Genomic DNA, 22,283 nt, shown 5'->3' with positions numbered 1-22,283 from the left:
ATATTAAGGAGAAAACAGGGATGAAACCTGAGCCCATTACCCTTGCGCCGGAAGATGCATCTGCGCGCAAGGCGATCAAACCTGTAATCTGCTATCCGGTCGATACTTTGCCGCGCCCTGATCTTGCAGCCTATCGCGCGCTGCGCGATGAATTGGAATTTGTCGAACGCATTGTCGTTCCGGCACGTGATGCAGCGTGCTGGCAGGTACCGGCGGGACATTTCTGCCGTATTCTTTGCAGCGAAGGTTCGCAGGTCGGTGATCTCAACCTTTTTAATGCAAAAAACCTTAATGAGCGGCTTTATACCGGCAAAACACGCGCGCTCAATGGAACGCATGTTGGCCTTGGTGATCAGCTGTTCTCAAACATGCCTTATCTGCGCCCGATCGCGACGATCACGCATGACACGCTCGACTGGTATGGCTTTGATGAATTCGGTGGTTCGGTACACGATGTTATCGGAACCCGCTGCGACCCATATACCCACAATCTTCTCAGCAATGGTGGCCAGTATCATCACTGTTGCCACTCCAATCTAACCCGCGCTTTTGCAAAACAGACGGGAAAATCTCTGGAAGATGCAGGCAATTTTGTTCATGACGTTCTCAATGTTTTCATGTGCACCGGCTTCACGCGCGATACCGGCCAGTATTTCATGAAGGCAAGCCCGGTTCGCCCCGGCGACTATCTTGAGTTCTTCGCCGAAATCGACCTGCTGGGCTGCATGTCGGCCTGTCCGGGCGGTGACTGCTCGTCGGAGCATTCCTCCGACACAGCCGCTTGCTATCCATTGGTCGTTGAAGTCTATAAGCCTGCTCGTAAGCCAGACGGCTGGGTCGCACCAAAAATCAACGGATATGACGGCACACATGGGCTTTGAGCCCATTCAATTTTTTGCTTTATGGCGTCACTGGACATGTGGCGCCCTTTATCTTGAACAATTATTCCACGGTTCTTGGCGTGCTTCTGGCCGCAATGGACTGGATTGCCAATCACGGCAAGACGTTGAAAAAGTCCAAGGCATTAAAAACCCCATCCTAATCATGCAGTGATTGCGTCGGCTTCGCGCAGGCGATAGCCGACGCCTGTTTCCGTCAGAATATAATGCGGTTGATCGGGAGATTTCTCGATTTTCTGGCGCAGCTGGCGGACATAGATGCGCAGATATTGCACATCGGCCGCCGGTCCCCACACATGGCTCAGAATAAATTGATGCGTCAGCACCTTGCCGGCGTGCTGAACTAGCAGACGCAGGATTTCATATTCCTTGGGCGAGAGCTTTATCTCCGCCTCATCAAGCTTCACGATGCGCCTGACCAGATCGACCGATAAACCATCGCTCTGAAACACCGGCTTCTCGCCCTGCTGGTGCAGTTTATGGCGCAGCGCCACCCGCGTTCGTGCCGCCAGTTCCTTCATGCCAAAAGGCTTGGCTACATAATCGTCCGCACCTGTTTCAAGTGCGCGCACAATGCCTGCCTCATCGGTACGGCTTGAAAGGATGAGGACTGGCAGCGTCAGTCCCCGTTCGCGCCACAGACGCAGAAGTTCGTGGCCGTCCGTATCGGGAAGACCAAGGTCCAGCAGAACGAGATCGGGCTTTTCGCTCTCGAGTAAAAGGTCAGCCTCACGTGCATTGGCCGCTTCGATGATCGTATAGCCTTCAGTCGTAAGTCCCACCCGCAGCAATTTGCGAATGGGTGGCTCGTCATCGACGATCAGAATTTTCGGCTTTGGATCGTTCATGCGTTCCTGTCTGTCTCTTGAACCGGCAGCGGTATGGTTATCGTAAAACGGGCGCCGGAACCCTCAGCCCGGTTTCCGGCCCGAATAGTTCCGCCCATTGCTTCTGTGAAGCCGCGGGCAATGGAAAGGCCCAAGCCCGTTCCTGCCTGTACGTGATCACCCTTGCGAACGCGATAGAATGTATCGAAAACCCGTTCAAGATCGATATCGGGAATACCGGGACCATGATCGCTGATTTCAAGCACCACATGACCACGCTCGACATGCGCTTCAAGCGCGATTTCTGATCCCTGCGGCGCATATTTTGCGGCATTATCGAGAAGATTGAACAATACTTGCTCAAACAAGACCGCATCAAGCCGCAGCATGGGAAGATCGGCTGGAACCGCCACCTGAAGCTTGTGATATGCGAGAATTTTGACGGCGCGATGCAGCGCTGCTCCCACAATATCGCCGAGATAGTGCAGCGACAGTTTGGGTTCCATGGCCCCTGATTCAATGCGTGTCATATCAAGCAGATTGGCGATGAAGCGGTTCAGCCGTTCGGATTGCTCGACAATGGTCGATAGCAATTCGGTGCGGTCGCTTTCAGGCAGCGAAACGGAATAGTCGCGTAATGTGGTGGCGGCCCCCATGATGCCCGCAAGTGGTGTTTTAAGATCGTGCGATAGGGAGGTGAGAAGCGCTGAGCGGAGCTTGTCTGCCTCTGCTGCAAGCTTGGCGCGTTCAACATCGCCCACAAGCTGCACACGCTCGATGGCAATGGCCGCCTGATCACTGAGCGCTTCAAAAAGTCTCTGCTGTTCGGGTGTCAGGATTGGCCCCTGTCGATCATTATCGAGGCCGATCACGCCGACAGACGTGCGTGCCGTCTTGAGCGGCAGATAAAGCCGCTTGGCGCCCGGCAGCGTATCCGCACCCCGACCGGCTGGCAGTTCATGTTCCCAAGCCCAGTGAGCTGCAGCAATATCGGCATCGACAAGACTGTCATCGGGCGGGTAGCCCGCGCGAACCGCAATGCTTTCACCTTCGGGAAGCAGGATGACAACGCGCACTTTCAGCATGGAGGCGATCTGAAAGGCGGTTGCCCAGAGCACATCATCGAGCGAACCTGTTCCCGCCAGCTTCTTGCTGAAAAGATAAAGATCCTCGGTCATGTTTGCGCGCTGCCGTGCCGCTGCTGCCTGACGCTGCACGCGGCTTGCCAGATTACTGGCGACAAAGCTGACAAGCAGAAAGAACGAAAGCGCCACCACGCTTTCTGGGTCTGCGATAGACAGCGTGTAGAGCGGCGAGAGGAAGAAGAAGTTATAGGCAAATGCGCTTAACACCGACACGAACAGCGCTGGCCAAAGACCGAGCGTAACCGCAACGCCAAGAACGCCTACAACGAAAACCAGAGCGATGCTTCGCACATCCAAAAACTGGTCGAGCAGAAGCCCGACACCAAGCGCGCAGGCCGTGACCAGTGAGGCGGCGAGATAAGGCTTGATGTTGAAGGCGCTCGGTTGACTTGCGGTTTTGACACCACGCGTCGTCCCCGCCTTGTCGCGGTCGGCAGTCGAGGTGATATGAACATCAATCGCGCCTGAATGGCGGATAAGATCATGCGCGACAGAGCCTTCGATTGCCTCGCGCCAGCGTGACTTTGCCGATTTTCCGGCAACGATATGCGTATAATTATGGGTTGAGGCGTAACGTACGAGGTCTTCGGCAATGTTCTGGCCGGGAATAATCACGGTTTCGCCGCCAAGCCGTTCGGCAAGGCGCATGGTCGCTGAAATCCGGTCCTTTGCTTCATCGGACAGATTGGCCGAACGCGGTGTTTCAATGTGAATGGCAGCCCAGGGCGCCCGCATCCGATCGGCAAGCCGCCGCGCATAGCGCACCAATGAAGCACTGCTTGTGCGCTGGTCGATGGCAACCAGAACGCGATCACCCGCAGCCCATGGCCCTTCAATGGCATGTGCCCGCATATGGGTCAGCAATTGTTCGTCAACCCGCTGCGCGGTGCGGCGAAGTGCAAGTTCGCGCAGGGCAGTCAGATTGCCGGGAGAAAAATAGTTGCGGATCGCACGCTTGGCGGTTTTTGGCAGATAGATCTTGCCCTGGTCAAGCCGCTTGATGAGATCGTCCGGTGTAAGATCAATCAGCTCTATATCATCGGCCCGGTCGATAATACTGTCGGGCACGGTTTCGCGCACGCGGATGCGGGTAATCTGTGCCACCACATCATTGAGGCTTTCGACATGCTGAATATTGAGCGTGGTATAAACATCGATCCCGCGCGCCAGAATTTCCTCGACATCCTGATAGCGTTTGGGATGACGGCTGCCCGGTGCATTGGTGTGGGCCAGCTCATCCACCAGAACCAGTTGCGGCTGTCTTTTGAGGATGGCATCGATATCCATCTCATCGAGCCGGTGGCCATGATAGGACACCGGCTCGCGGTCGATGATTTCAAGCCCATCGACAAGCGCTTCCGTTTCCTGTCGCCCATGCGTCTCGACAATGCCGATCACCACATCAATGCCGTCCGCTTTGCGCGCACGTCCCGACATCAGCATTTCATAGGTCTTGCCGACGCCGGGTGCTGCTCCCAGAAATATCTTGAGACGGCCGCGCATTTCGCGCTCTGCCTGTTCAAGCAGCGCATCGGGGGAAGGCCTCATATCACCAAGGCGAAGATCGTCCGATACCAAACGTTGTTCCTCAAAATGAGAAGGTAGCGAGAAAACCCGCTGCTATTCTACTCTAATTACTACTTGTTCTGTCCAGAACAAGATTAAGCTTGAGCACATTCACGACAGGCTCACCAAGAAAACCAAGCTCACGCTGCTCAATTTGCTGCTCGACGATGCCGCGAAGGCTCGCCTCATCAAGCCCGCGCACTTTGGCAACGCGAGGCACCTGAAAAAGAGCCGCTTGCGGTGAGATATGCGGATCAAGCCCGCTTGCCGATGTTGTGACGAGATCAATCGGCACGTCGGCATTGGGTGTACCCTGTCGCAATGCGTCGGCATCGGCTTTGATGCGTGCAATCAGTGCCGGATTGGTTGGCCCAAGATTGGAGCCACCCGAGCTTGCAGCATCATAACCTTCTTTGCCTGCCGCAGAAGGGCGGCCATGGAAATAGCGGTCGCCTGCAAATTTCTGGCCGATCAGTTCAGAGCCGATCACCTTGCCATCCTTTTCGATGAGGCTGCCATTGGCCTGTTGCGGAAAGATGGCTTGTGCAAGCCCGGTCATGCCAAGCGGATAAATCAGCCCTGTGATGACAGTAAGAGCAACGATCATGACGAGTGCTGGACGCAGTTGTTTCAACATTTTCTTGTTCCTTAAACCAGGCCGAGGGCGACGATGGCCATATCAATGACCTTGATGCCGATGAACGGAACAATGACGCCGCCAAGGCCGTAGATCAGAAGATTGCGCGACAGCAGTGCGCCTGCGCCGACAGGCTTATAAGCAACGCCCTTCAGCGAAAGCGGGATCAGCGCGACAATGATGAGTGCGTTAAAGATGATCGCCGAGAGGATCGCGCTTTGTGGGGTTGCAAGCCCCATGATGTTGAGCGTGCCAAGCTGCGGATAAAAGGCGAGAAACATCGCGGGAATGATCGCAAAATACTTGGCAATGTCATTGGCAATCGAGAAAGTCGTGAGTGCGCCGCGCGTCATCAGCAATTGCTTGCCGATCTCAACAATCTCGATGAGCTTGGTTGGATCGCTATCGAGATCGACCATATTCCCGGCCTCGCGTGCGGCAACTGTACCCGTATTCATGGCAACGCCGACATCGGCCTGCGCTAAGGCTGGCGCGTCATTGGTGCCGTCGCCGCACATCGCCACAAGCTTGCCCTTGGCTTGTTCCTGCCGGATAAGCTCAAGCTTGTTTTCTGGCGTTGCCTGCGCCAGAAAATCATCGACGCCTGCTTCTGCAGCAATCGCCGCCGCCGTCATCGGATTATCGCCAGTAATCATCACTGTGCGGATACCCATGCGGCGCAATTCAGTGAAACGCTCGCGAATGCCGCCCTTGACGATATCCTTGAGGTGAATGACGCCAAGCAGGCGTCCATCCTTGCTGACTGCCAAAGGCGTTCCGCCGGTTTTGGCGATTGTGTCGGCAATGGCTTGCAGTTCATGGACGGTCTTTTCATCCGATGTTGCATGTTTGAGCACGGCATCAACCGCGCCCTTGCGGATTGACGACCCGTCAACATCGACACCGCTCATCCGGCTTTGCGCCGTGAAAGGCACGAAGATCGCATTCAGGCTCTGCATATCGCGGCCGCGCATGTCGTATTTTTCCTTGGCAAGAACGACGATGGAGCGGCCTTCTGGCGTTTCGTCGGCAAGCGAGGCCAATTGTGCGGCATCGGCAAGGGCCAGTTCATTCACGCCGCTAACCGGCATGAAGACTGTGGCCTGACGATTGCCGAGCGTGATTGTGCCGGTCTTGTCGAGCAAAAGCGTGTCAACATCACCGGCAGCTTCGACCGCACGGCCAGACATCGCAAGCACATTGAAACGCACCAGACGGTCCATGCCGGCGATGCCGATTGCCGACAAAAGTGCGCCGATTGTGGTCGGGATCAGGGTGACGAAAAGAGCAACCAGCACGATGACGGGAATATAGCCGCCCGCATAGGAGGCAAAGCTCGGAATTGTCACCACAGCCAGAACGAAGATCAGCGTCATGCCTGCAAGCAGGATGTTGAGCGCGATTTCATTTGGCGTCTTCTGGCGTTCAGCCCCTTCGACAAGGCTGATCATCTTGTCGATGAAAGTCGAGCCCTGAGCCGCTGTGATGCGGACCTTGATCCAGTCAGACAGAACCTGCGTACCGCCGGTGACAGCAGAGCGGTCGCCGCCCGATTCACGAATGACCGGAGCGGATTCACCTGTGATGGCTGCTTCGTTGACGGAAGCCACACCTTCGATGACTTCGCCGTCGGATGGAATGATATCGCCTGCTTGAACGATCACCACATCGCCGACCTTGAGACTTGTGCCAGGTACGGTCGTAAAGTCTTTCTGGCCTATATCACGAAGCAGTTTGGCCTGGGTTTCCGTGCGGGTGCGGCGCAGGGATTCCGCCTGTGCCTTGCCGCGACCTTCGGCAACAGCTTCGGCAAAATTGGCAAACAGCACCGTGAACCAGAGCCATAGCACGATCTGGAACGAAAAGCCGATATCGGCTCCGCTGGTCGCAACATCCTTCAACAGAAGAACAGTTGTAAGCATGGAGACCACAGCCACCACGAACATCACCGGATTGCGTGCAAGGCTTTTGGGATTAAGCTTGCGAAAAGCGTCACCAATGGCGGGAAGGAGGATGCGCGCATCAAGGATGCTGGCCTTAACGACTTTGGCGGATTGGGACTTGCTCATAGGGAACTCCAGAAAAGCGGACCCAGAAATTCTGCAGCAAGCACGATCATCAGCACTGCTGCGAGGATGAGGAGGATGAGGTTTGATGGCCTAAAACTCCGTGCATCCGAAAGGATGCAAAAAGGAGTTATTAACTTGCTGAATATGTGCATTAGAATGTCTGCCCGTTAATCAGCGCGAGATGTTCAGCCACAGGTCCGAGCGCCAGTGCGGGGAAGAAGATCAGACCACCCACAACGAGAATGACACCGATCAACAGACCGACGAAAAGCGGTCCGTGGGTCGGGAATGTCCCGGCGGATTCGGGTGCTGCCTTCTTGGCAACCAGTGAGCCTGCAATTGCCAGTGCCGGAACGATGACCAGAAAGCGGCCCATCAGCATCGCAAGACCGATGGTGACATTGTACCAGGGCGTGTTGCCCGAGAGGCCGCCAAAGGCAGAACCGTTATTGGCGGTGCCCGACGTATAGGCATAAAGGATTTCCGAAAAACCATGCGGTCCGGGATTGGCTATCGAGCTTAGACCCGCCGGAATGACTGTGGCGATTGCCGTAAAGCCAAGGATCGAAAGCGGCAGGCAGAGAACGGCGAGCATGGCCATCTTCACCTCTTTTGCCTCGATTTTCTTGCCCAGATATTCCGGTGTGCGTCCGACCATCAGACCAGCCACGAAGATTGCCACCACAACAAACAGGATGATGCCGTAGAAGCCTGCGCCCACGCCGCCGATAATGATTTCACCCAGCATCATGTTGATCATGGGGATCATGCCGCCAAGCGCCATCATGCTGTCATGCATGGCAATGACTGCGCCACAGGAGGCGGCTGTCGTCACCACTGCAAATAGCGCCGACATGGTAATGCCGAAGCGGGTCTCCTTGCCTTCCATATTGCCCCCATCAATGCCAAGCGCATGGATGAGTGGATTGCCCGCAGCTTCTGCCCAGTAGCAAATGGCAACACCGGCCACAAAAAGCACGCCCATTGCAGCGAAAATCGCCCAGCCCTGCTTTTCATTGCCGACCATACGGCCAAACACATTGGTAAGGCCTGCACCGATGGCAAAGATCGCCACCATCTGGATCATGTTCGAAATGGCATCGGGATTTTCAAATGGATGCGCAGAATTGGCATTGAAGAAGCCGCCGCCATTGGTGCCGAGCATCTTGATGGCAAGCTGGGAAGCGACCGGACCAAGCGCTATGACCTGACGCGCGCCTTCAAGCGTGGTGGCTTCGACGTAAGAACCGAGCGTCTGCGGTACACCGAGCGTGACAAAAATAAGCGTCATGACCACACAAATCGGCAGCAGGATATAGAGTATGCAGCGTGTGAGGTCACACCAGAAATTGCCCAGCGTCTTCATCGATTTGCGCGAGAAGGCGCGGATAAGTGCAATGGCAATGGCCACACCCGTTGCAGCCGACACGAAGTTCTGGACCGTAAGACCTGCCATCTGGGTGAGATAGGACATGGTGCTTTCGCCACCATAGTTCTGCCAGTTGGTGTTGGTCACAAAACTTGTTGCTGTGTTGAAGGCGAGATCGGCGGGCACATTGCTCATGCCCATAGGGTTGAAAGGCAAGGAACCTTGCGCGCGCTGCAGAAAATAAAGCAGCAGAAAGCCTGCAAGATTGAACAGTAGCATGGCGGCTGCATAGCTCGTCCAGTGCTGCTCCTCACGCTCGCTTGTTCCTGCCAGACGATAAAGTCCCCGTTCGATGGGAACGAGGACAGGCGACAGAAACGTGCGCTCGCCATTGAAAACGCGCGTCATATAGCTGCCAAGCGGCTTTATGAGCGCGATGATGATCCCACAAAAGATGAGGATCTGTATCCATCCATTGATTGTCATGGTTTTTCCCAAGCCTGATTAGAGCGCGTTTCGATCTGATTGAAACAGATCCGCGCTCTAAATCTTTGGTTTAACGCGCATCGTATCCGAAATTGGCTTCCCACTTTTCGGGATGCGCTCTAGGCTTAAATCGGCTGCTTATTCAGAACCGTTCCGGACGAATGAGCGCGTAAAGAAGGTAGGCGGCAACGAAAGCCGCAACCAAGGCGCCTGCGATATATTCAATCAGCATGGCGTGCCCTCAAAGCCTCTCGCAAAGGCGCAAATAGCCAAACAGCATGGCGAAGAAAGCGATGCCGATACCAAGAACGGCGATATCCATTGTCATTTTGAATGCCCTGTCGCGATTGCCTCATGGCCGAATGCCTATGGGGCTCTCTGTTTCCACAGCAGGGATTATGCTGCCGCAGCCCATAGGGTTTCGAGAGAGGGGAGAGGGGTGAAAAATAAAAAAGTCATATATGTTTTGAGGTCAGGCATATGACAACAAAAAAACGCGCCGCAGGTTGCGACGCGTTTCGGCTTTCAATTTTCCGATGTATCTTAAGGATTCAGGTCATCAAAGGCCCGGGTAATCGCACCCTTCGGGCTTTTGCTCGCAATCAGGCTCGCCAGAAGGATCCGCGCCTGACCGGGACGCAAAGTCTGTGAATGCACAGCACCGGCTGCAACCAGATCATGGCCGCCACCACCGCCGCCATAACCCGGCACCAGAACGCCGATTGGAACGCGGCTTGAAACCACCACCGGGATATTTTTTTTCGTACACTCTTTCACGGCTGCAACGATTGTTGCATTGGCATTGCCAGAGCCAAGAGCTGCCAGCACAATTCCGTGGCTTTGAGCCTGAATGCTCGCCCGAAGATGCAGGTCGTCGCAACCCGGATGAATGGCAACAATATCGACCCGTGTTGCGCTGACCGATGCGGGCAGGCGGATAGCATCCGGTCTTTCCAGATCGCGCACTTCCCGAAACGCATCAGCGTGGTCACTGCTGAACTTGAATGCGCCCCATGCAGGCAAGATCCTGCCGCCAAAGGCAATCAAGACGCCTTTTTGGGCATTGGCCGGGTCTGTTGCAAGATTGATTGCGGTCGTCAGATTGGATGGTCCATCCGCATCGGGATGATCTGCAGTGAACTGCGCTCCGGTGAAAATCACCGGTTTGGAAAGACGGTGTTGCAGGTGAACGAGCAGGGCCGTTTCTTCCATGGAATCCGTGCCATGCAGCACGACAACGCCATGAATTTCAGGATCAGCAATCTGCGCTGCAACAGCATCGGAGATAGTCTGCATGTCGATCAGTGTCAGGATCGATGAATCCTTTGCCATGAGATCAATGGGGCGCAGCTGCGCTCCGACATCGCCAAGCGTCGCAAGCAGATCGTCACCATTAAGCGTTGGCGTGCTTGCGCCATCTTTCCCGCGCTTGCTTGCAATAGTTCCACCGGTGGCGATAACCGCCACCAATGGTTTGAATTGCGAATTACTCACTCTGCCCCTCAATCAGTTACTCATTGCGTGTCAGCAGCACGTTCTGCCGCCAGACGATAGATTCGGTCACGCAGACCATACCAGCCAATAACCAGCGCGGGTACAATGATAATCAGCGAGCCGATCGTGTAAGAGCCGATCGGATAGTCTGCTGCCATCAGAACCAGAACGCCGAATAGAAAGAACAGCGTCAGGATGCCAGTATAGGGCGCGCCGAACATACGGAAGTCCGGACGGGCAATCTCGCCTTTGCGTGACAAATGCCAAAGCTTAAGCTGGCACAGGATGATCACGCCCCAGGCGGTTATGATGCCCAGCGAAGCAAGGTTCAGTGCAATTTCAAAGGCTGCGGCAGGCACAACGGCATTGAGTGCAACGCCAATTGCGGTGACGACTGCGGTAACAGCAATGCCGCCATAAGGAACGCCGCTTTTGTTCATCTTGGCCAGTGCCGCCGGCGCAGAGCCCGAAACAGCCATCGAGTGCAGAATGCGCCCCGTCGAATAAAGGCCGGCATTCAGCGATGACAGAACCGCAGTCAGCACGACGAGGTTCATAATGATATCCGCGCCCTCAACACCGATCTTGCTGAAGAAGGTCACGAATGGGCTTTCGCCAGCCGAATAGAGTGTATGCGGCAGCAGAAGGGTAAGCAGCAGAACCGAGCCGACATAAAAGACCAGAAGACGGAAAACGACTGTTTTAATCGCACCTGGCATGATCTTGCGCGGGTCTTCGGTTTCACCAGCCGTGGTGCCGATCAGCTCGATCGAGGCATAGGCGAAGACCACGCCTTGTATGATGACAAGGGCGGGCAGGATACCGTTCGGAAAGAAACCGCCGCTTTCACGAATGAGATGGAAACCCGGCTGATGGCCATCGATCGGGGTGCCGGACACGACGAAATAAATGCCGACAGCAAGGAAGATTACCAGCGACAGCACTTTGACAAGGCTGAACCAGAATTCCAGTTCGCCGAAAACCTTGACCGAGAGCAGGTTCATCGACAGCACGAGGATAAGTGCGGTCATCGCAAACATCCACTGGTCGATCCCTTCGAGCCAGGGCACGTAATGCTTGAAGAAATTCATGTAGAGGGCAACGGCGGTCACGTCTGCAATTGAGGTCATGGCCCAGTTAAGCCAATACATCCAGCCAGCCGCAAAGGCCATTTTCTCGCCGTAGAATTCGCGGGCATAGGAAACGAAGGAGCCGGAGCTCGGACGATGCATAATCAGCTCGCCAAGGGCGCGCAGCACCAGAAATGCGAAAAAACCACAGACCGCATAAACGAACACAAGCGACGGACCAGCCTGTACCAGACGTCCGCCTGCACCCAGAAACAGACCCGTTCCGATTGCTCCCCCGATGGCAATCATCTGAATCTGACGCGGCTTCAGCGCTTTGTGATAGCCACGATCCTCTTCTGTGAAGAGTTCACGCTCGGCGGGTGTGACCTTGAAATTTTCCGTTGTCATCGCTCCTCCCTGAGAGCTCAGTTTTGAACAAATTCTATAGCTTTTGCAGTGATCGCAATGAGTAACGACAGTGTTGAAACAGTCGGATACATGGAGCGCCTACGCGGCGCGGCAATGCATCTGTTGTTTTAATTCAAAGCACTGTCGAGAAAAGAAACCTCAGCGCCGCTATGGGCAGATTTCTTGTCACGCTTCAATTCGTTCCCATTGCATTTTCTGTAAAGCTGCATGACAGATTTAATTGCGGCTTTAACGCATATCAGAAAACATGAGTCAAGTTCACAAGTGCGTTGACGCTTGACTTGAACAGAGGTAACCGGTTTAAATCTGTCAGACAGCATGACAGATATTAAGGCAAGTTCTGAAAGTGTGAAACGGTTTCGGGATGCGCTCTAACGTTTCGAGTTCAGGAGGACAAAGTGGTCGGAACGCGCGTTGAACATGATCTGCTTGGTGCAAAGGAGGTGCCCGCAGATGCTTACTGGGGCGTCCATACGGCGCGAGCAGTGGATAATTTTCAGATTACAGGCGTCAGCATCGGACGCTATCCCTATCTCGTGCGTGGCCTCACCTTCGTAAAAGAAGCTGCAGCGCTAGCCAATCACGAGCTCGGCCTGTTGAGCCGTCAGCATCTGGATGCGATTGTCAGTGCCTGCCGCGAAATTCGCGATGGTGCCCTGCACGATCAGTTCGTGGTCGATGTGATTCAGGGGGGTGCCGGTACGTCGACCAATATGAATGCGAACGAGGTTATCGCCAACCGTGCGCTGGAATTGCTTGGGCATGAAAAGGGCGACTACGCGCATCTGCATCCCAACGACCATGTGAATCTCAGCCAGTCGACCAATGATGCCTATCCAACTGCGATTAACGTGGGTGTGATTGAAGCCATAGATGAGTTGGCGGATTGCATGGAGCTGCTTCAGGCATCGTTTGAGCGTAAAGCGCGCGAATTCGACAAGATGCTGAAGGTTGGGCGTACGCAGCTTCAGGATGCGGTTCCGATGACGCTGGGTCAGGAGTTCCGTACCTTTGCAGTGATGCTTGGCGAAGATCGCCTGCGGCTGCTTGAATCGGCAAAGCTTCTGCACGAAATCAATCTGGGCGCCACGGCAATCGGCACCGGGCTTAATGCGCCGAAAGGCTATGCAGCGCTTGCCTGCGAGCATCTTTCGCGTTTGACGGGTCGCCCGCTGGTCACAGCCAGCGATCTGATTGAGGCAACACAGGATCCCGGTGCTTTCGTGCATCTTTCAGGCGTTTTAAAGCGCGTTGCGGTCAAGCTTTCCAAGACCTGCAACGATCTGCGGCTTTTGTCGTCCGGTCCGCGTGCCGGTATCGGCGAAATCAACCTGCCAGCCGTTCAGGCAGGATCCAGCATCATGCCGGGCAAGATCAATCCGGTGATCCCGGAAGTGGTCAATCAGGTGGCTTTTGCGGTCATCGGCAGCGACATTACGATCACCATGGCAGCCGAAGGCGGTCAGCTGCAGTTGAATGCTTTTGAGCCGATCATCGTGCGCTCACTGTCGGAAAGCATCAGCCATCTGGGTGCTGCCTGCCGCATTCTTGCAGAACGTTGTGTGGATGGCATTACCGCCAATCCTGAAATCATGGCGCGGCGTGTGGAGGAATCCATCGGTCTTGCCACAGCGCTTAATCCGCTGATCGGCTATTATGCAGCAACAAAAGTTGCGCAGGAAGCGCTTGCCACCGGTCAAACAGTGCCGGAGGTTGTGCTTGCGCAAGGCCATATGACAGTGGAACAATTGCAGCAGGCGCTCAAGCCTGAGCACCTTGCCAATCTGGCGATTGAAGCCTGAGAATGCTTTAAAATGGCGCATCGGACATCAGTCTGATGCGCTTTTTTCTTTCGCCATAATGGTGGTGACGGCCAGCTTCACCTGACCGAGATGGCTTTGCATAGCGAGACGCGCCTGTTCTTCGGAGCCACTCTTGATAGCCTCGGCAATCTGGCGATGCTCGATGTTGGAAGCCTCGCGGCGACCGGCCATGAGATTGACGAGTTCAGACTGGCGGGAAAGCGCCACGCGGGCATCAGCAACGATTTTTGCAAACATGGCATTGCCGGAAGCAGAGGCAATCATGCTGTGAAATTCGGTGTCGAGCAGCACCCATTTATGCGGATCGGTCTGCTTTTCCATGCGATCGCAAAGATCAATGAGCTTTGCCATCTGATCATCCGTGTGGCGGATTGCGGCCCATCCGGCTGCTGGCACTTCGATGAAGGGGCGGGCCTCGATCAGATCGCGCGCTGAATAGCCGCCATAGCTCAGTTCCGGGCCGGGAGATGTTTTAAGCACATAAGTCCCGCTTCCGGTGCGGGTATGGGTGAGGCCAAGCGTTTGCAGCGAGCGCAGCGCCTCGCGCACGATCGGGCGACTGACGCTATATTTTTCAGCAAGCTGAGCTTCCGAGGGCAGGCGTGTTCCAACCGCCAGTCTTCCCTTTGCAATGGCCGAACGAATATCCTCAAAAACGATTTCCGCAGCACTTTTCCGGCTTACCGGACTGGAATCTGCCAGCCATTCAGTGACCACCCCAATGCTCTCCCCTTTAATTGCAATCTGTCTTACAGCTAGGCAATTTATGTCAGAAGAGCAACAGGCCTGTGTTGTTTCTTTTACTGTTCACTGATTAACGGCTTACGCGAAACCGGGGGAAAATTTCCATCGTCAGGTAGTTTTCATCAAAGCTGGAGATGTGAACAAGTGCAGCGCGATTAAGAAACTCTACTTCATTATTTTTAAAGATCAGCAGGTCCTCCTCCCTTAAGTCACGCAACATTCTGTTCGTGTGAATTGGTGTTAAGCCCAAGGCGTCCGCCAACTCGCTTTGTGTCAGTGGGCAGAAGAAGCTATTCTCGTCACTTGTCCCATTCATGCGCGCACGCTGGCCCAGTTCGAGGAGCAAGTGTGCAACGCGAACGAGCGCACTTCTTCTCCCAAGACTAATAAGATGTTCTATGAAAATGGAACGCTGCCGCGCCATTAATTCCATGAATGTCATGGCAAGGCGGGGGGAGGCTAGTAGGCTTTCTGTTAAATGATCGATTGATATTTCAAAAACGGATAGTTCGGTGACGGCAATCAAAGTATAATAGTTGAAGCCAATGCCTGTTCTAAAGCCAATGAAATCGCCCTTCATTGGAAAATCCATTATTTGGCGGTCGCCATCGGCGAGATCACGATAAATGCAACCCCATCCGCTTTTTATAATATGGACGGTATTGGCCCAGTCCCCTTGACTGCTTACAACTGAGTGAGGTGGGTAGGTCTTTAACGAGACAGTCAGAGTTTGAAGTGCGTTCTTATCATTGTCATCAAAAACGGCACTTATCGGCACGCTTTCCATAAAGTGCCGCAGAGACTTGGCTTCATCAACATGTAGCGCCATTGATCTGTGTCCTGCCGTGATCTTTAGGAAGCCTTTGATTCCCCCGACTCTCAACAGCACAGAAAATTCGCTGTAGGTCAGGTACTTGCAGTTTCAGTAAGTTTCCGTGAGCAGCAATCTTTTGGCAAGGTAGTAAAATCTACCACTAATTGCGTATATATTTGATATTTCACTAAACCATATTTCACGGAACTGCCTAATCTAGGTTAATGACAATGAAATGGAATTCGGGCAATCTTTTCGTCAATAAGTAATAAAAACAATAATTGTTTGCGTGGTTAAAAGTACATCCTGATTATTACAAACATAAAGAAGCAGAAGCGCATCATAAATTGATGCGTAAGAGAGTGGAACTGTATGCATAATTCGGATTAGAGGGCAAAGATTATGAACATTTCTCCGCATTTTAACGGAATGTCGGGCAATTCCAAAAACAATACTAATATGGCGGTTAAGGGGGCGTCATTAAAGTCTGAAGATTCTTTTGATGGCTTGCTGCCTTTATTGGTGATCATAGATAACCGTGCATTAGACAGAGAATGTCTCGCTCACGGACTGACAAATCACAGTATAGAGATGACAATCGCAACGTTCAGTTCTTTTGAACAGTTGCAGCACCAACGTCGGGGGCGGACCGTTAGCGCGGTTTTGTTCAATATTGGCGGTCAGAAAGTTTCTGATCCCGCCGTGGGTAACTACCTTAGCCGCATTGTTAACGATTGTGCGCCTGCTCCAGTCATTATTCTGGCAGATAAAGAAGACATTTCTCAGGTGCTTAAAGCGCTTGATTATGGTGTTAAGGGTTACATTCCGACTTCCGTCAATGTGAATGTCTGTGTTGAAGCATTACGCCTCGCGCTGGCTGGCGGAACCTTCGTTCCTGCAAGCAGTGTTTTGGCCATGCGGCATGCAACGGACCCCAACTCCCATAGACTTCAACCTCTTGGCGGAATGTTTACGCAACGTCAGGCAGAGGTCGTGAATGCTTTGCGTCGCGGAAAAGCGAACAAGATTATCGCTTATGAGCTTAAGCTGCGTGAAAGCACCGTAAAAGTGCATATTCGCAACATCATGAAGAAGTTGAAGGCGTCAAATCGCACGGAAGTTGCTTGTATCATCAACGAGCTTTTCCCTTCGGAGACATCGTTTTCCGACTTGCAGTAGCGAAAGCGAAACTGCCCTTTAAGGAGAATTTTTGTGATTATCTCCGACGTTTCATCAGGAAACGGGCGTCAGCCGTTGGCTGACCTGTTCGATACTATCAAACGCAGGAAAGCCATGCTGATCGTGCCGGTCATAATCGGCGCTGGTGTAGGCTTTGTTGGCTATCTCTGCGCACCAATTAGTTATGTCTCTGAATCTGTTCTCGTTCTGGACATGCGCCGTCTGCAAGCGTTGCCAAATGAAAGTGCAATTACGCCATTGCCACAGGACAGCCCGGTGTTGCGCTCAGAACTCGACATCATTAATTCACGGATGATGGCCCGCAAGGTCATTGATATTCTGCAAGAAGGGAACGTGTACGTTCCGACGGGGCTTCAGTCTCGCACAATACTGTCTTCAACGTCACGGTCTGCGGCGCAAGATCGTGGTGCTCGTGAGGTTGATCCCGAGTTGCGGGAAAGACAGCGTATCGATCAGTTGTTGTCGCGGCTTAGAGTTAGCAATGATGGGCGATCTTATACCATCTTTATATCCTATCGAGCGCCTGATCCTGTGTATGCGGCGAAAGTTGCAAACGCCTTTGCGACGGCATATCTTGACCATCAGATTGATGTGCAACAATCGGCTGCTCGACGCGTTAGCGAATGGCTTGGTGATAAGCTTGTCACTTTACGTAATGATCTTGAAAACGCTGAAAGTGCTGCGGAAAACTTTCGGCAGAAGTCACGTTTAGCGGGCGATCCGGGTCAGATCAGTTTTCAGGCACAGAAGGTTGCAGCCTTAAACACTGAAATTGTTGCAGCGACGGGCGCGGTGTCGCTTGCTGAGGCCAGACTGCGGACGGCTGAAAGCTTGAAGGACAACAATGAGGCGCCTGCTTTAACGGAAGTATTGGCGTCGCCAGCAATTCAAAATTTGCGAAATGAGCAGGCTAGGGTCGAGCGGCAGCTTGATGAGTTGCGTTCAAACGGTGCCTTGAAAAGCGCGGAAATTCCCGTGTTAACGGCCGAACGCGAAGCTCTTAAGCAGCAAATTTCGGCCCAAGTTGGCGAAATTATAAAGAGCCTTCGCAATGAAATACAAATTGCGCACCAACGACGCACCGGATTGGAAGATGCTTTGAAGATAGCTGAAAGCGATCTCGCTGAAGCCAATCAGGCACAGGTCAAGGTGGCTCAGTTTGATCGCGAAGCCAATGCTAGCCGCACAGTCTATGAGAGCTATCTAACGCGCTACAAGCAACTGATTGAGCAAGATGGTATTGCTGTTCCTGAGGCGCAGCTGATATCCCCAGCAGAGCCATCAGCAGCACGTTCAAGTCCCAATCTATCCAATTGGCTTTTGTTGGGGCTCGGTCTTGGTGGTCTGATTGCAGTTGCGGGCACAATCGCACGCGAAACCTTCGACAAAATCCGTCCGGCCCAGACCGCATCAATGATTTTGCCAGGCATTCCAGCAGCCACGCTGTTGCCGGTAACACCCCGATTGACAGTGTCATTGCTTATCAATCGTGGCGTTGATCCGGCCAGTGCCTTTGGTCGTGCGGTAAAGTCGGTTCATGACCGTCTGCGATCATTAACACGCGGGCGCGATTCCCTAGCGCTTTCCGTGGTCTCTCTTTCGGATAGCGAGGGAAAAGCACTCCTCATTACCGCCCTGGCACAACAATTTGCGGCCAGCGGCATAGCTGTGGCGGTTATCGACGCGACAAACGATCAGTCGAGGTTATCAGAAGCATTCGGTCTTCCAAACAACGAGTATGGCTTTACACCAACCGGCCGGTTGCTTTCGGGCGCAACACTTGTTCATGATCACGGTTCAGGCATCGATATTATTACTCCTGGCAAACAGATGCGTGAGGGGGATTGGCTTGCCGAGCTGATTGCGCAATTGCGTCTGGATCATAAAATTATTCTCGTCGATCTTCCGGCAGTTAGGGACGATAAAGGCTCGATTTTGCTTTCACGTGCTACCGACACATCTCTTTTGATGGTGAAGTCCGATCGGAATGAACAAAATGCAAACCATGCATTGATTCAGACCATGGCATCAGTTGGCCGCAAACCTGCGATTGCCGTTGTGAATGATTTTTCACCGTCATACCGAAGCTGGATAATAGTTCCTGTTGCTTTCGCTGTCTCGGCCATTCAGCAGATCAGAGTGTTCTTTAAGCAAGCTTTTAAACGTGTTCGGAAAGGTACGGATCCCGATTTAACAAAAAATGGGGAGGTTTCATCATGAGATACATCGTTAGCCGACGTGGTTTTCCCTCTCTTTTTCGTTCTACTTTGCTCGCCACTGCAATCGCTTGGTCATTTGCGACTGTTGCTATCGCTGAGGGACAGGGCTATTCGGCCGGTTCAAATGATGTTTTGCAGATCACGGTTTATGGGCAGCCTGCGCTTACCGGACTTTATCCGATCGATACCGAAGGAAATATTGGCTATCCAGTCGTTGGTAACATTGCGGTTGCCGGGCTGACGATGCCTCAGATTAGCGAAAAAATAGCCGCCGCACTTTCTCAACATATTCCGGGACTGACGGTCACTGCCACTATAAATCAGTATGCGCCGGTTTTTGTCGTTGGTGATGTCAAAGTGCCCGGCAAATATGAATTCAGACCCGGTATGGTGGTTTTGGAGCTGATGGCAATTGGTGGCGGCGCTGGCAAGGGAGAAGCTCCGGCAGTCACGGCTGGAATGCAGCTGATTACGGCCCAACAAGACTATGCAGATTTGCAAATGCAGATGACGCAGGCGAGCATTCGACGCGTGCGTCTTCAAGCCGAATTAAACGGTATAGACTTTGATTATCAGCTTCCCGAGCAAACACCGGCCAACAAACAGACATCTAATCTTACCAAACAAATGGCGGCAGGTGAAAAAACGCTCTTTGATGTGCGACGCAATAATTTGAATGCGGAGCGCAGTGCGCTTCAAGCGCAATCAGCAAGCTATGGTGATGAAATTGAAACATTAAAGCAAAGTATCACGCTTCATGACGCGGAAATCAAACTTCTGGAAGAAAATGTCCAATCAAGTAAGACACTTGTTGAGCGTGGATTGGCGGCAAAGTCAAACCTGCGCGATATGGAGCGGGATCTTTCCTCAACCCGGCGTGATGCCCTGGAGTTGGCATCTTTCCTCGCGCGTGCACGACAAAACCAGTTAGCGGTCCAACAGCGTATCGCCAATCTGGAAGAAGCGCGCAGAAGCGAAGCAGCGACAAGTCTTCAAGAAATAGATCTAAATCTTGCAAGGATGGAATCGCGCGCAAATGCCCAACTTCAAACTATGGCCGAGATAGCAAAGTCCTCTGGAAATATCTCATCGTCCGATATGCGTCAGAAGCTGGTCTTCACAATTAGCCGCAATGTAAGTGGCGTATTTGAGGATTTCGCTGCCAATGAACGCACAGAAATTCGTCCCGGAGATATTCTTCGTATTGAGCTTGATATGAGTAAGTTGGGAGCATCTCCGTCCTAAAATAATCCGATAACAAAGAAGCAAGGGCGCCGAATGCAAATACGGCGCCCTTTTTCTATGGTCGTATTTTTAGGCTGCGGCTTCAGAGGTCGCAAACTGGCGGGACCAATTATAGTAGACTTCCGCCAAGCCTTGCTGCAGTCGGATGCGCGGGGACCATCCAAGAGCTTTCATGTGACTCGTATCCAGTAGCTTTCTTGGTGTTCCATCGGGCTTGCTTAAGTCGTTTTCGATCTTACCCTGAAAGCCAATGATGTCTGCGAGCATTAATGCGAGTTCTGTGATAGAGACTTCTTCACCACTACCAATATTAATAGGGTCTGCTTGGTTGTAATGACACAACAGATACAAACAAGCATCAGCAAGATCGTCGACGTGTAAAAACTCACGCAATGGATTGCCGCTGCCCCATACTATGACACGATCAGCACCACTGGTTTTCGCCTCGTGTATGCGGCGCATCAGTGCAGGTAGAACATGGGAACTGTTAAGGTCGAAGTTATCGTTCGGCCCATAGAGATTTGTCGGCATGGCCGTCATAAAATGGCTGCCATATTGTTTAGAGCAGGCCTGCGCATATTTTAACGCAGCAATTTTTGCGATTGCATAGGCTTCATTTGTTGGTTCCAGCGGGCCAGTCAGGAGCGCGCTCTCTTGCAAAGGCTGCACCGCATCACGCGGATAAATGCAGCTGGAGCCAAGCCATAAAAGTCTTTCGACGTTACAAAGATGTGCGGCGTGGATGACGTTCATCCCAATAGCGAGGTTGTCGTAGAGGAAATCTGCGGGATACTGTGCATTTGCCAGAATACCGCCAACTCTTGCAGCTGCAACAATAATGACATCCGGTTTGACGTCGGTAATATAGCTTTCTGTTGGACTTTGTCGTGTGAGATCGAGTGTTGAGTGGGATGCGGTAATGATTTCGCAGTTTTCCTGAGCGAACCGTCGCATCAGAGCTGATCCGACCATTCCTGTATGACCTGCAATGAATATTCTTTTGCCTTCCAGTGCATAAATCGGCTTATCCATAGAAGTCATTGCGTCCGACCTCCCTCATGATAGTACGCAGGTCCCAGTCAACCATCTCAGCAACAAGATTGCTAAAGTTGGTTGAGTGTCGCCAGCCAAGACGATCCCTCGCTTTTGAAGCATCGCCAAGGAGAAAATCCACTTCATTTGGACGAAAATATCGCGGATCAATCTCTATCAGACATTTGCCGGATTTACGGTCGATACCGATTTCCTCTACGCCATCGCCTTGCCACTCGATATGTTTATCAACCGCATTAAAGGCCTGCTCGACAAACTCGCGTACTGTATGTGTTTCGCCCGTCGCCAGCACATAGTCGTCGGCTTCTTCTTCTTGTAGAATGCGCCACATACCCTCAACATAATCGCGCGCATGCCCCCAATCACGACGGGCGTTAAGATTGCCGAGACGCAACTTATCCTGTAGGCCGCGTTCGATAGCTGCAACAGCCCGCGTTATTTTTCGTGTAACGAAAGTTTCGCCGCGTAGTGGACTTTCATGATTAAACAGAATGCCATTTGATGCATGGAAGCCATAGGCTTCGCGATAGTTTACGGTCGTCCAGTAGGCATAGAGCTTTGCCGTGGCATAGGGACTACGTGGCGCAAAAGGGGTGTGTTCACTTTGCGCATGCGGTGAGCTATTGCCAAAAAGTTCGGATGTGGATGCCTGATAAAAACGCGATGACTTTCCAAGGCCCAAAATGCGCATGGACTCAAGCAGTCGCAACGTTCCAAGTGCGTCTGCGTTGGCTGTATATTCTGGTGTTTCGAAACTCACTTGCACATGGCTTTGGGCGCCGAGATTGTAGATTTCATCAGGTCTGACTTCCTGTATTACGCGACATAGGTTTGTTGCATCGGTCAGGTCGCCGAAGTGAAGGCGAAATCGAATGTCTTCGTCGTGAGGATCTTGATAAAGATGATCAATTCGAGCTGTGTTGAAAGAGGATGAGCGGCGCTTTAAACCGTGAACACGGTAGTTCTTCTTCAGCAGCAACTCGCTGAGGTAGGCACCATCTTGTCCAGTAACACCTATGATGAGTGCTGTTTTCTCTTGCAAGGTTTTCCCTCCGGCCCAATTGGTGGTAAACTCATCATAACCATTTGGCAGGACAGAAAAATGGCTCCAAAATGGGATGTCAGATATCATTCCGCTCAGTTTGGGTAAGTATCAGACTATGCTATGGCTGATGTGGTTCAGACCAAAGAGGT

General features: G+C 52.7%; 17 protein-coding genes. 5 read left to right on the top strand and 12 right to left on the bottom strand.

Annotation, left to right across the window (positions count from 1 at the left end; translation table 11 throughout):
• Positions 1 to 20: 20 nt before the first annotated feature.
• Positions 21 to 881 carry an urea carboxylase-associated family protein gene (locus U2P60_RS01670; protein WP_313828907.1) on the top strand — a complete coding sequence of 287 codons (861 nt, stop codon included), beginning with the start codon at positions 21 to 23 and terminating at the stop codon, positions 879 to 881.
• Positions 882 to 1,042: 161 nt separating this feature from the next.
• On the opposite strand, the gene U2P60_RS01665 is transcribed toward U2P60_RS01670, so the two are convergent.
• The 8 genes from U2P60_RS01665 to U2P60_RS01630 form a co-directional block, all read right to left on the bottom strand.
• Complete coding sequence (locus U2P60_RS01665) at positions 1,043 to 1,747, bottom strand: response regulator transcription factor (protein ID WP_413570977.1); 705 nt, start codon at positions 1,745 to 1,747, stop codon at positions 1,043 to 1,045.
• Entirely contained in the window at positions 1,744 to 4,419 is a 2,676-nt protein-coding gene (locus U2P60_RS01660) for a DUF4118 domain-containing protein (RefSeq protein WP_413571964.1), read from the bottom strand. Before U2P60_RS01660 ends, U2P60_RS01665 begins: the two co-directional genes overlap by 4 nt.
• Positions 4,420 to 4,501: 82 nt before the next feature.
• Positions 4,502 to 5,074, bottom strand: a complete 573-nt coding sequence (gene kdpC / locus U2P60_RS01655; RefSeq protein WP_413570976.1) for a potassium-transporting ATPase subunit KdpC — start codon at positions 5,072 to 5,074, stop codon at positions 4,502 to 4,504.
• Positions 5,075 to 5,085: 11 nt separating this feature from the next.
• Positions 5,086 to 7,143 carry a potassium-transporting ATPase subunit KdpB gene (kdpB, locus tag U2P60_RS01650; protein ID WP_413570975.1) on the bottom strand — a complete coding sequence of 686 codons (2,058 nt, stop codon included), beginning with the start codon at positions 7,141 to 7,143 and terminating at the stop codon, positions 5,086 to 5,088.
• A 151-nt stretch (positions 7,144 to 7,294) separates the two neighbouring features.
• Positions 7,295 to 8,998, bottom strand: coding sequence for a potassium-transporting ATPase subunit KdpA (gene kdpA, locus U2P60_RS01645; protein WP_413570974.1), 1,704 nt, complete (start codon positions 8,996 to 8,998; stop codon positions 7,295 to 7,297).
• A 142-nt stretch (positions 8,999 to 9,140) separates the two neighbouring features.
• Entirely contained in the window at positions 9,141 to 9,230 is a 90-nt protein-coding gene (gene kdpF / locus U2P60_RS01640) for a K(+)-transporting ATPase subunit F (protein ID WP_036567035.1), read from the bottom strand.
• 311 nt (positions 9,231 to 9,541) lie between these two features.
• Positions 9,542 to 10,492: an asparaginase gene (locus U2P60_RS01635; protein WP_413570973.1), complete on the bottom strand. Its 951-nt coding sequence runs from the start codon at positions 10,490 to 10,492 to the stop codon at positions 9,542 to 9,544.
• A 20-nt stretch (positions 10,493 to 10,512) separates the two neighbouring features.
• Positions 10,513 to 11,970 (bottom strand): amino acid permease, encoded by a 1,458-nt coding sequence (locus U2P60_RS01630; RefSeq protein WP_413570972.1) that lies wholly within the window; start codon positions 11,968 to 11,970, stop codon positions 10,513 to 10,515.
• A 419-nt stretch (positions 11,971 to 12,389) separates the two neighbouring features.
• On the opposite strand from U2P60_RS01630, the gene U2P60_RS01625 reads away from it, so the two are divergent.
• On the top strand, positions 12,390 to 13,793 hold the full coding sequence (locus tag U2P60_RS01625; RefSeq protein ID WP_413570971.1) for an aspartate ammonia-lyase: 1,404 nt from the start codon (positions 12,390 to 12,392) through the stop codon (positions 13,791 to 13,793).
• Between the two features lie 27 nt (positions 13,794 to 13,820).
• Here the strand turns inward: U2P60_RS01625 and U2P60_RS01620 are convergent, their stop codons facing one another.
• On the bottom strand, positions 13,821 to 14,531 hold the full coding sequence (locus U2P60_RS01620) for a FadR/GntR family transcriptional regulator (RefSeq protein ID WP_409558669.1): 711 nt from the start codon (positions 14,529 to 14,531) through the stop codon (positions 13,821 to 13,823).
• A gap of 97 nt (positions 14,532 to 14,628) precedes the next feature.
• A complete protein-coding gene (locus tag U2P60_RS01615) occupies positions 14,629 to 15,387 on the bottom strand; it encodes a Crp/Fnr family transcriptional regulator (protein WP_413570969.1) in 759 nt (252 codons plus the stop codon).
• A 444-nt stretch (positions 15,388 to 15,831) separates the two neighbouring features.
• Here U2P60_RS01615 and U2P60_RS01610 point away from each other — a divergent pair, with 444 nt between their 5' ends.
• The 3 genes from U2P60_RS01610 to U2P60_RS01600 are packed head-to-tail and all read left to right on the top strand — an operon-like array spanning position 15,832 to position 20,036.
• Positions 15,832 to 16,551 (top strand): LuxR C-terminal-related transcriptional regulator, encoded by a 720-nt coding sequence (locus tag U2P60_RS01610; RefSeq protein ID WP_413571963.1) that lies wholly within the window; start codon positions 15,832 to 15,834, stop codon positions 16,549 to 16,551.
• Between the two features lie 33 nt (positions 16,552 to 16,584).
• On the top strand, positions 16,585 to 18,792 hold the full coding sequence (locus U2P60_RS01605) for a GumC family protein (RefSeq protein ID WP_413570968.1): 2,208 nt from the start codon (positions 16,585 to 16,587) through the stop codon (positions 18,790 to 18,792).
• Positions 18,789 to 20,036, top strand: a complete 1,248-nt coding sequence (locus U2P60_RS01600) for a polysaccharide biosynthesis/export family protein (protein WP_413570966.1) — start codon at positions 18,789 to 18,791, stop codon at positions 20,034 to 20,036. Before U2P60_RS01605 ends, U2P60_RS01600 begins: the two co-directional genes overlap by 4 nt.
• A gap of 69 nt (positions 20,037 to 20,105) precedes the next feature.
• On the opposite strand, the gene U2P60_RS01595 is transcribed toward U2P60_RS01600, so the two are convergent.
• Together U2P60_RS01595 and gmd are read right to left on the bottom strand one after the other, a co-directional pair.
• Positions 20,106 to 21,068 carry a GDP-L-fucose synthase family protein gene (locus tag U2P60_RS01595; protein WP_413571962.1) on the bottom strand — a complete coding sequence of 321 codons (963 nt, stop codon included), beginning with the start codon at positions 21,066 to 21,068 and terminating at the stop codon, positions 20,106 to 20,108.
• Entirely contained in the window at positions 21,061 to 22,131 is a 1,071-nt protein-coding gene (gene gmd / locus U2P60_RS01590; RefSeq protein WP_413571961.1) for a GDP-mannose 4,6-dehydratase, read from the bottom strand. Before gmd ends, U2P60_RS01595 begins: the two co-directional genes overlap by 8 nt.
• Positions 22,132 to 22,283: the final 152 nt, after the last annotated feature.

Origin of the sequence: Brucella sp. H1_1004 (genome assembly GCF_047308065.1) — a bacterium.
GTDB lineage: Bacteria > Pseudomonadota > Alphaproteobacteria > Rhizobiales > Rhizobiaceae > Brucella > Brucella pseudogrignonensis_B.
The sequence above is the reverse complement of the archived record's forward strand: the minus strand, read 5'-3'. Positions and strand labels throughout refer to the sequence as shown.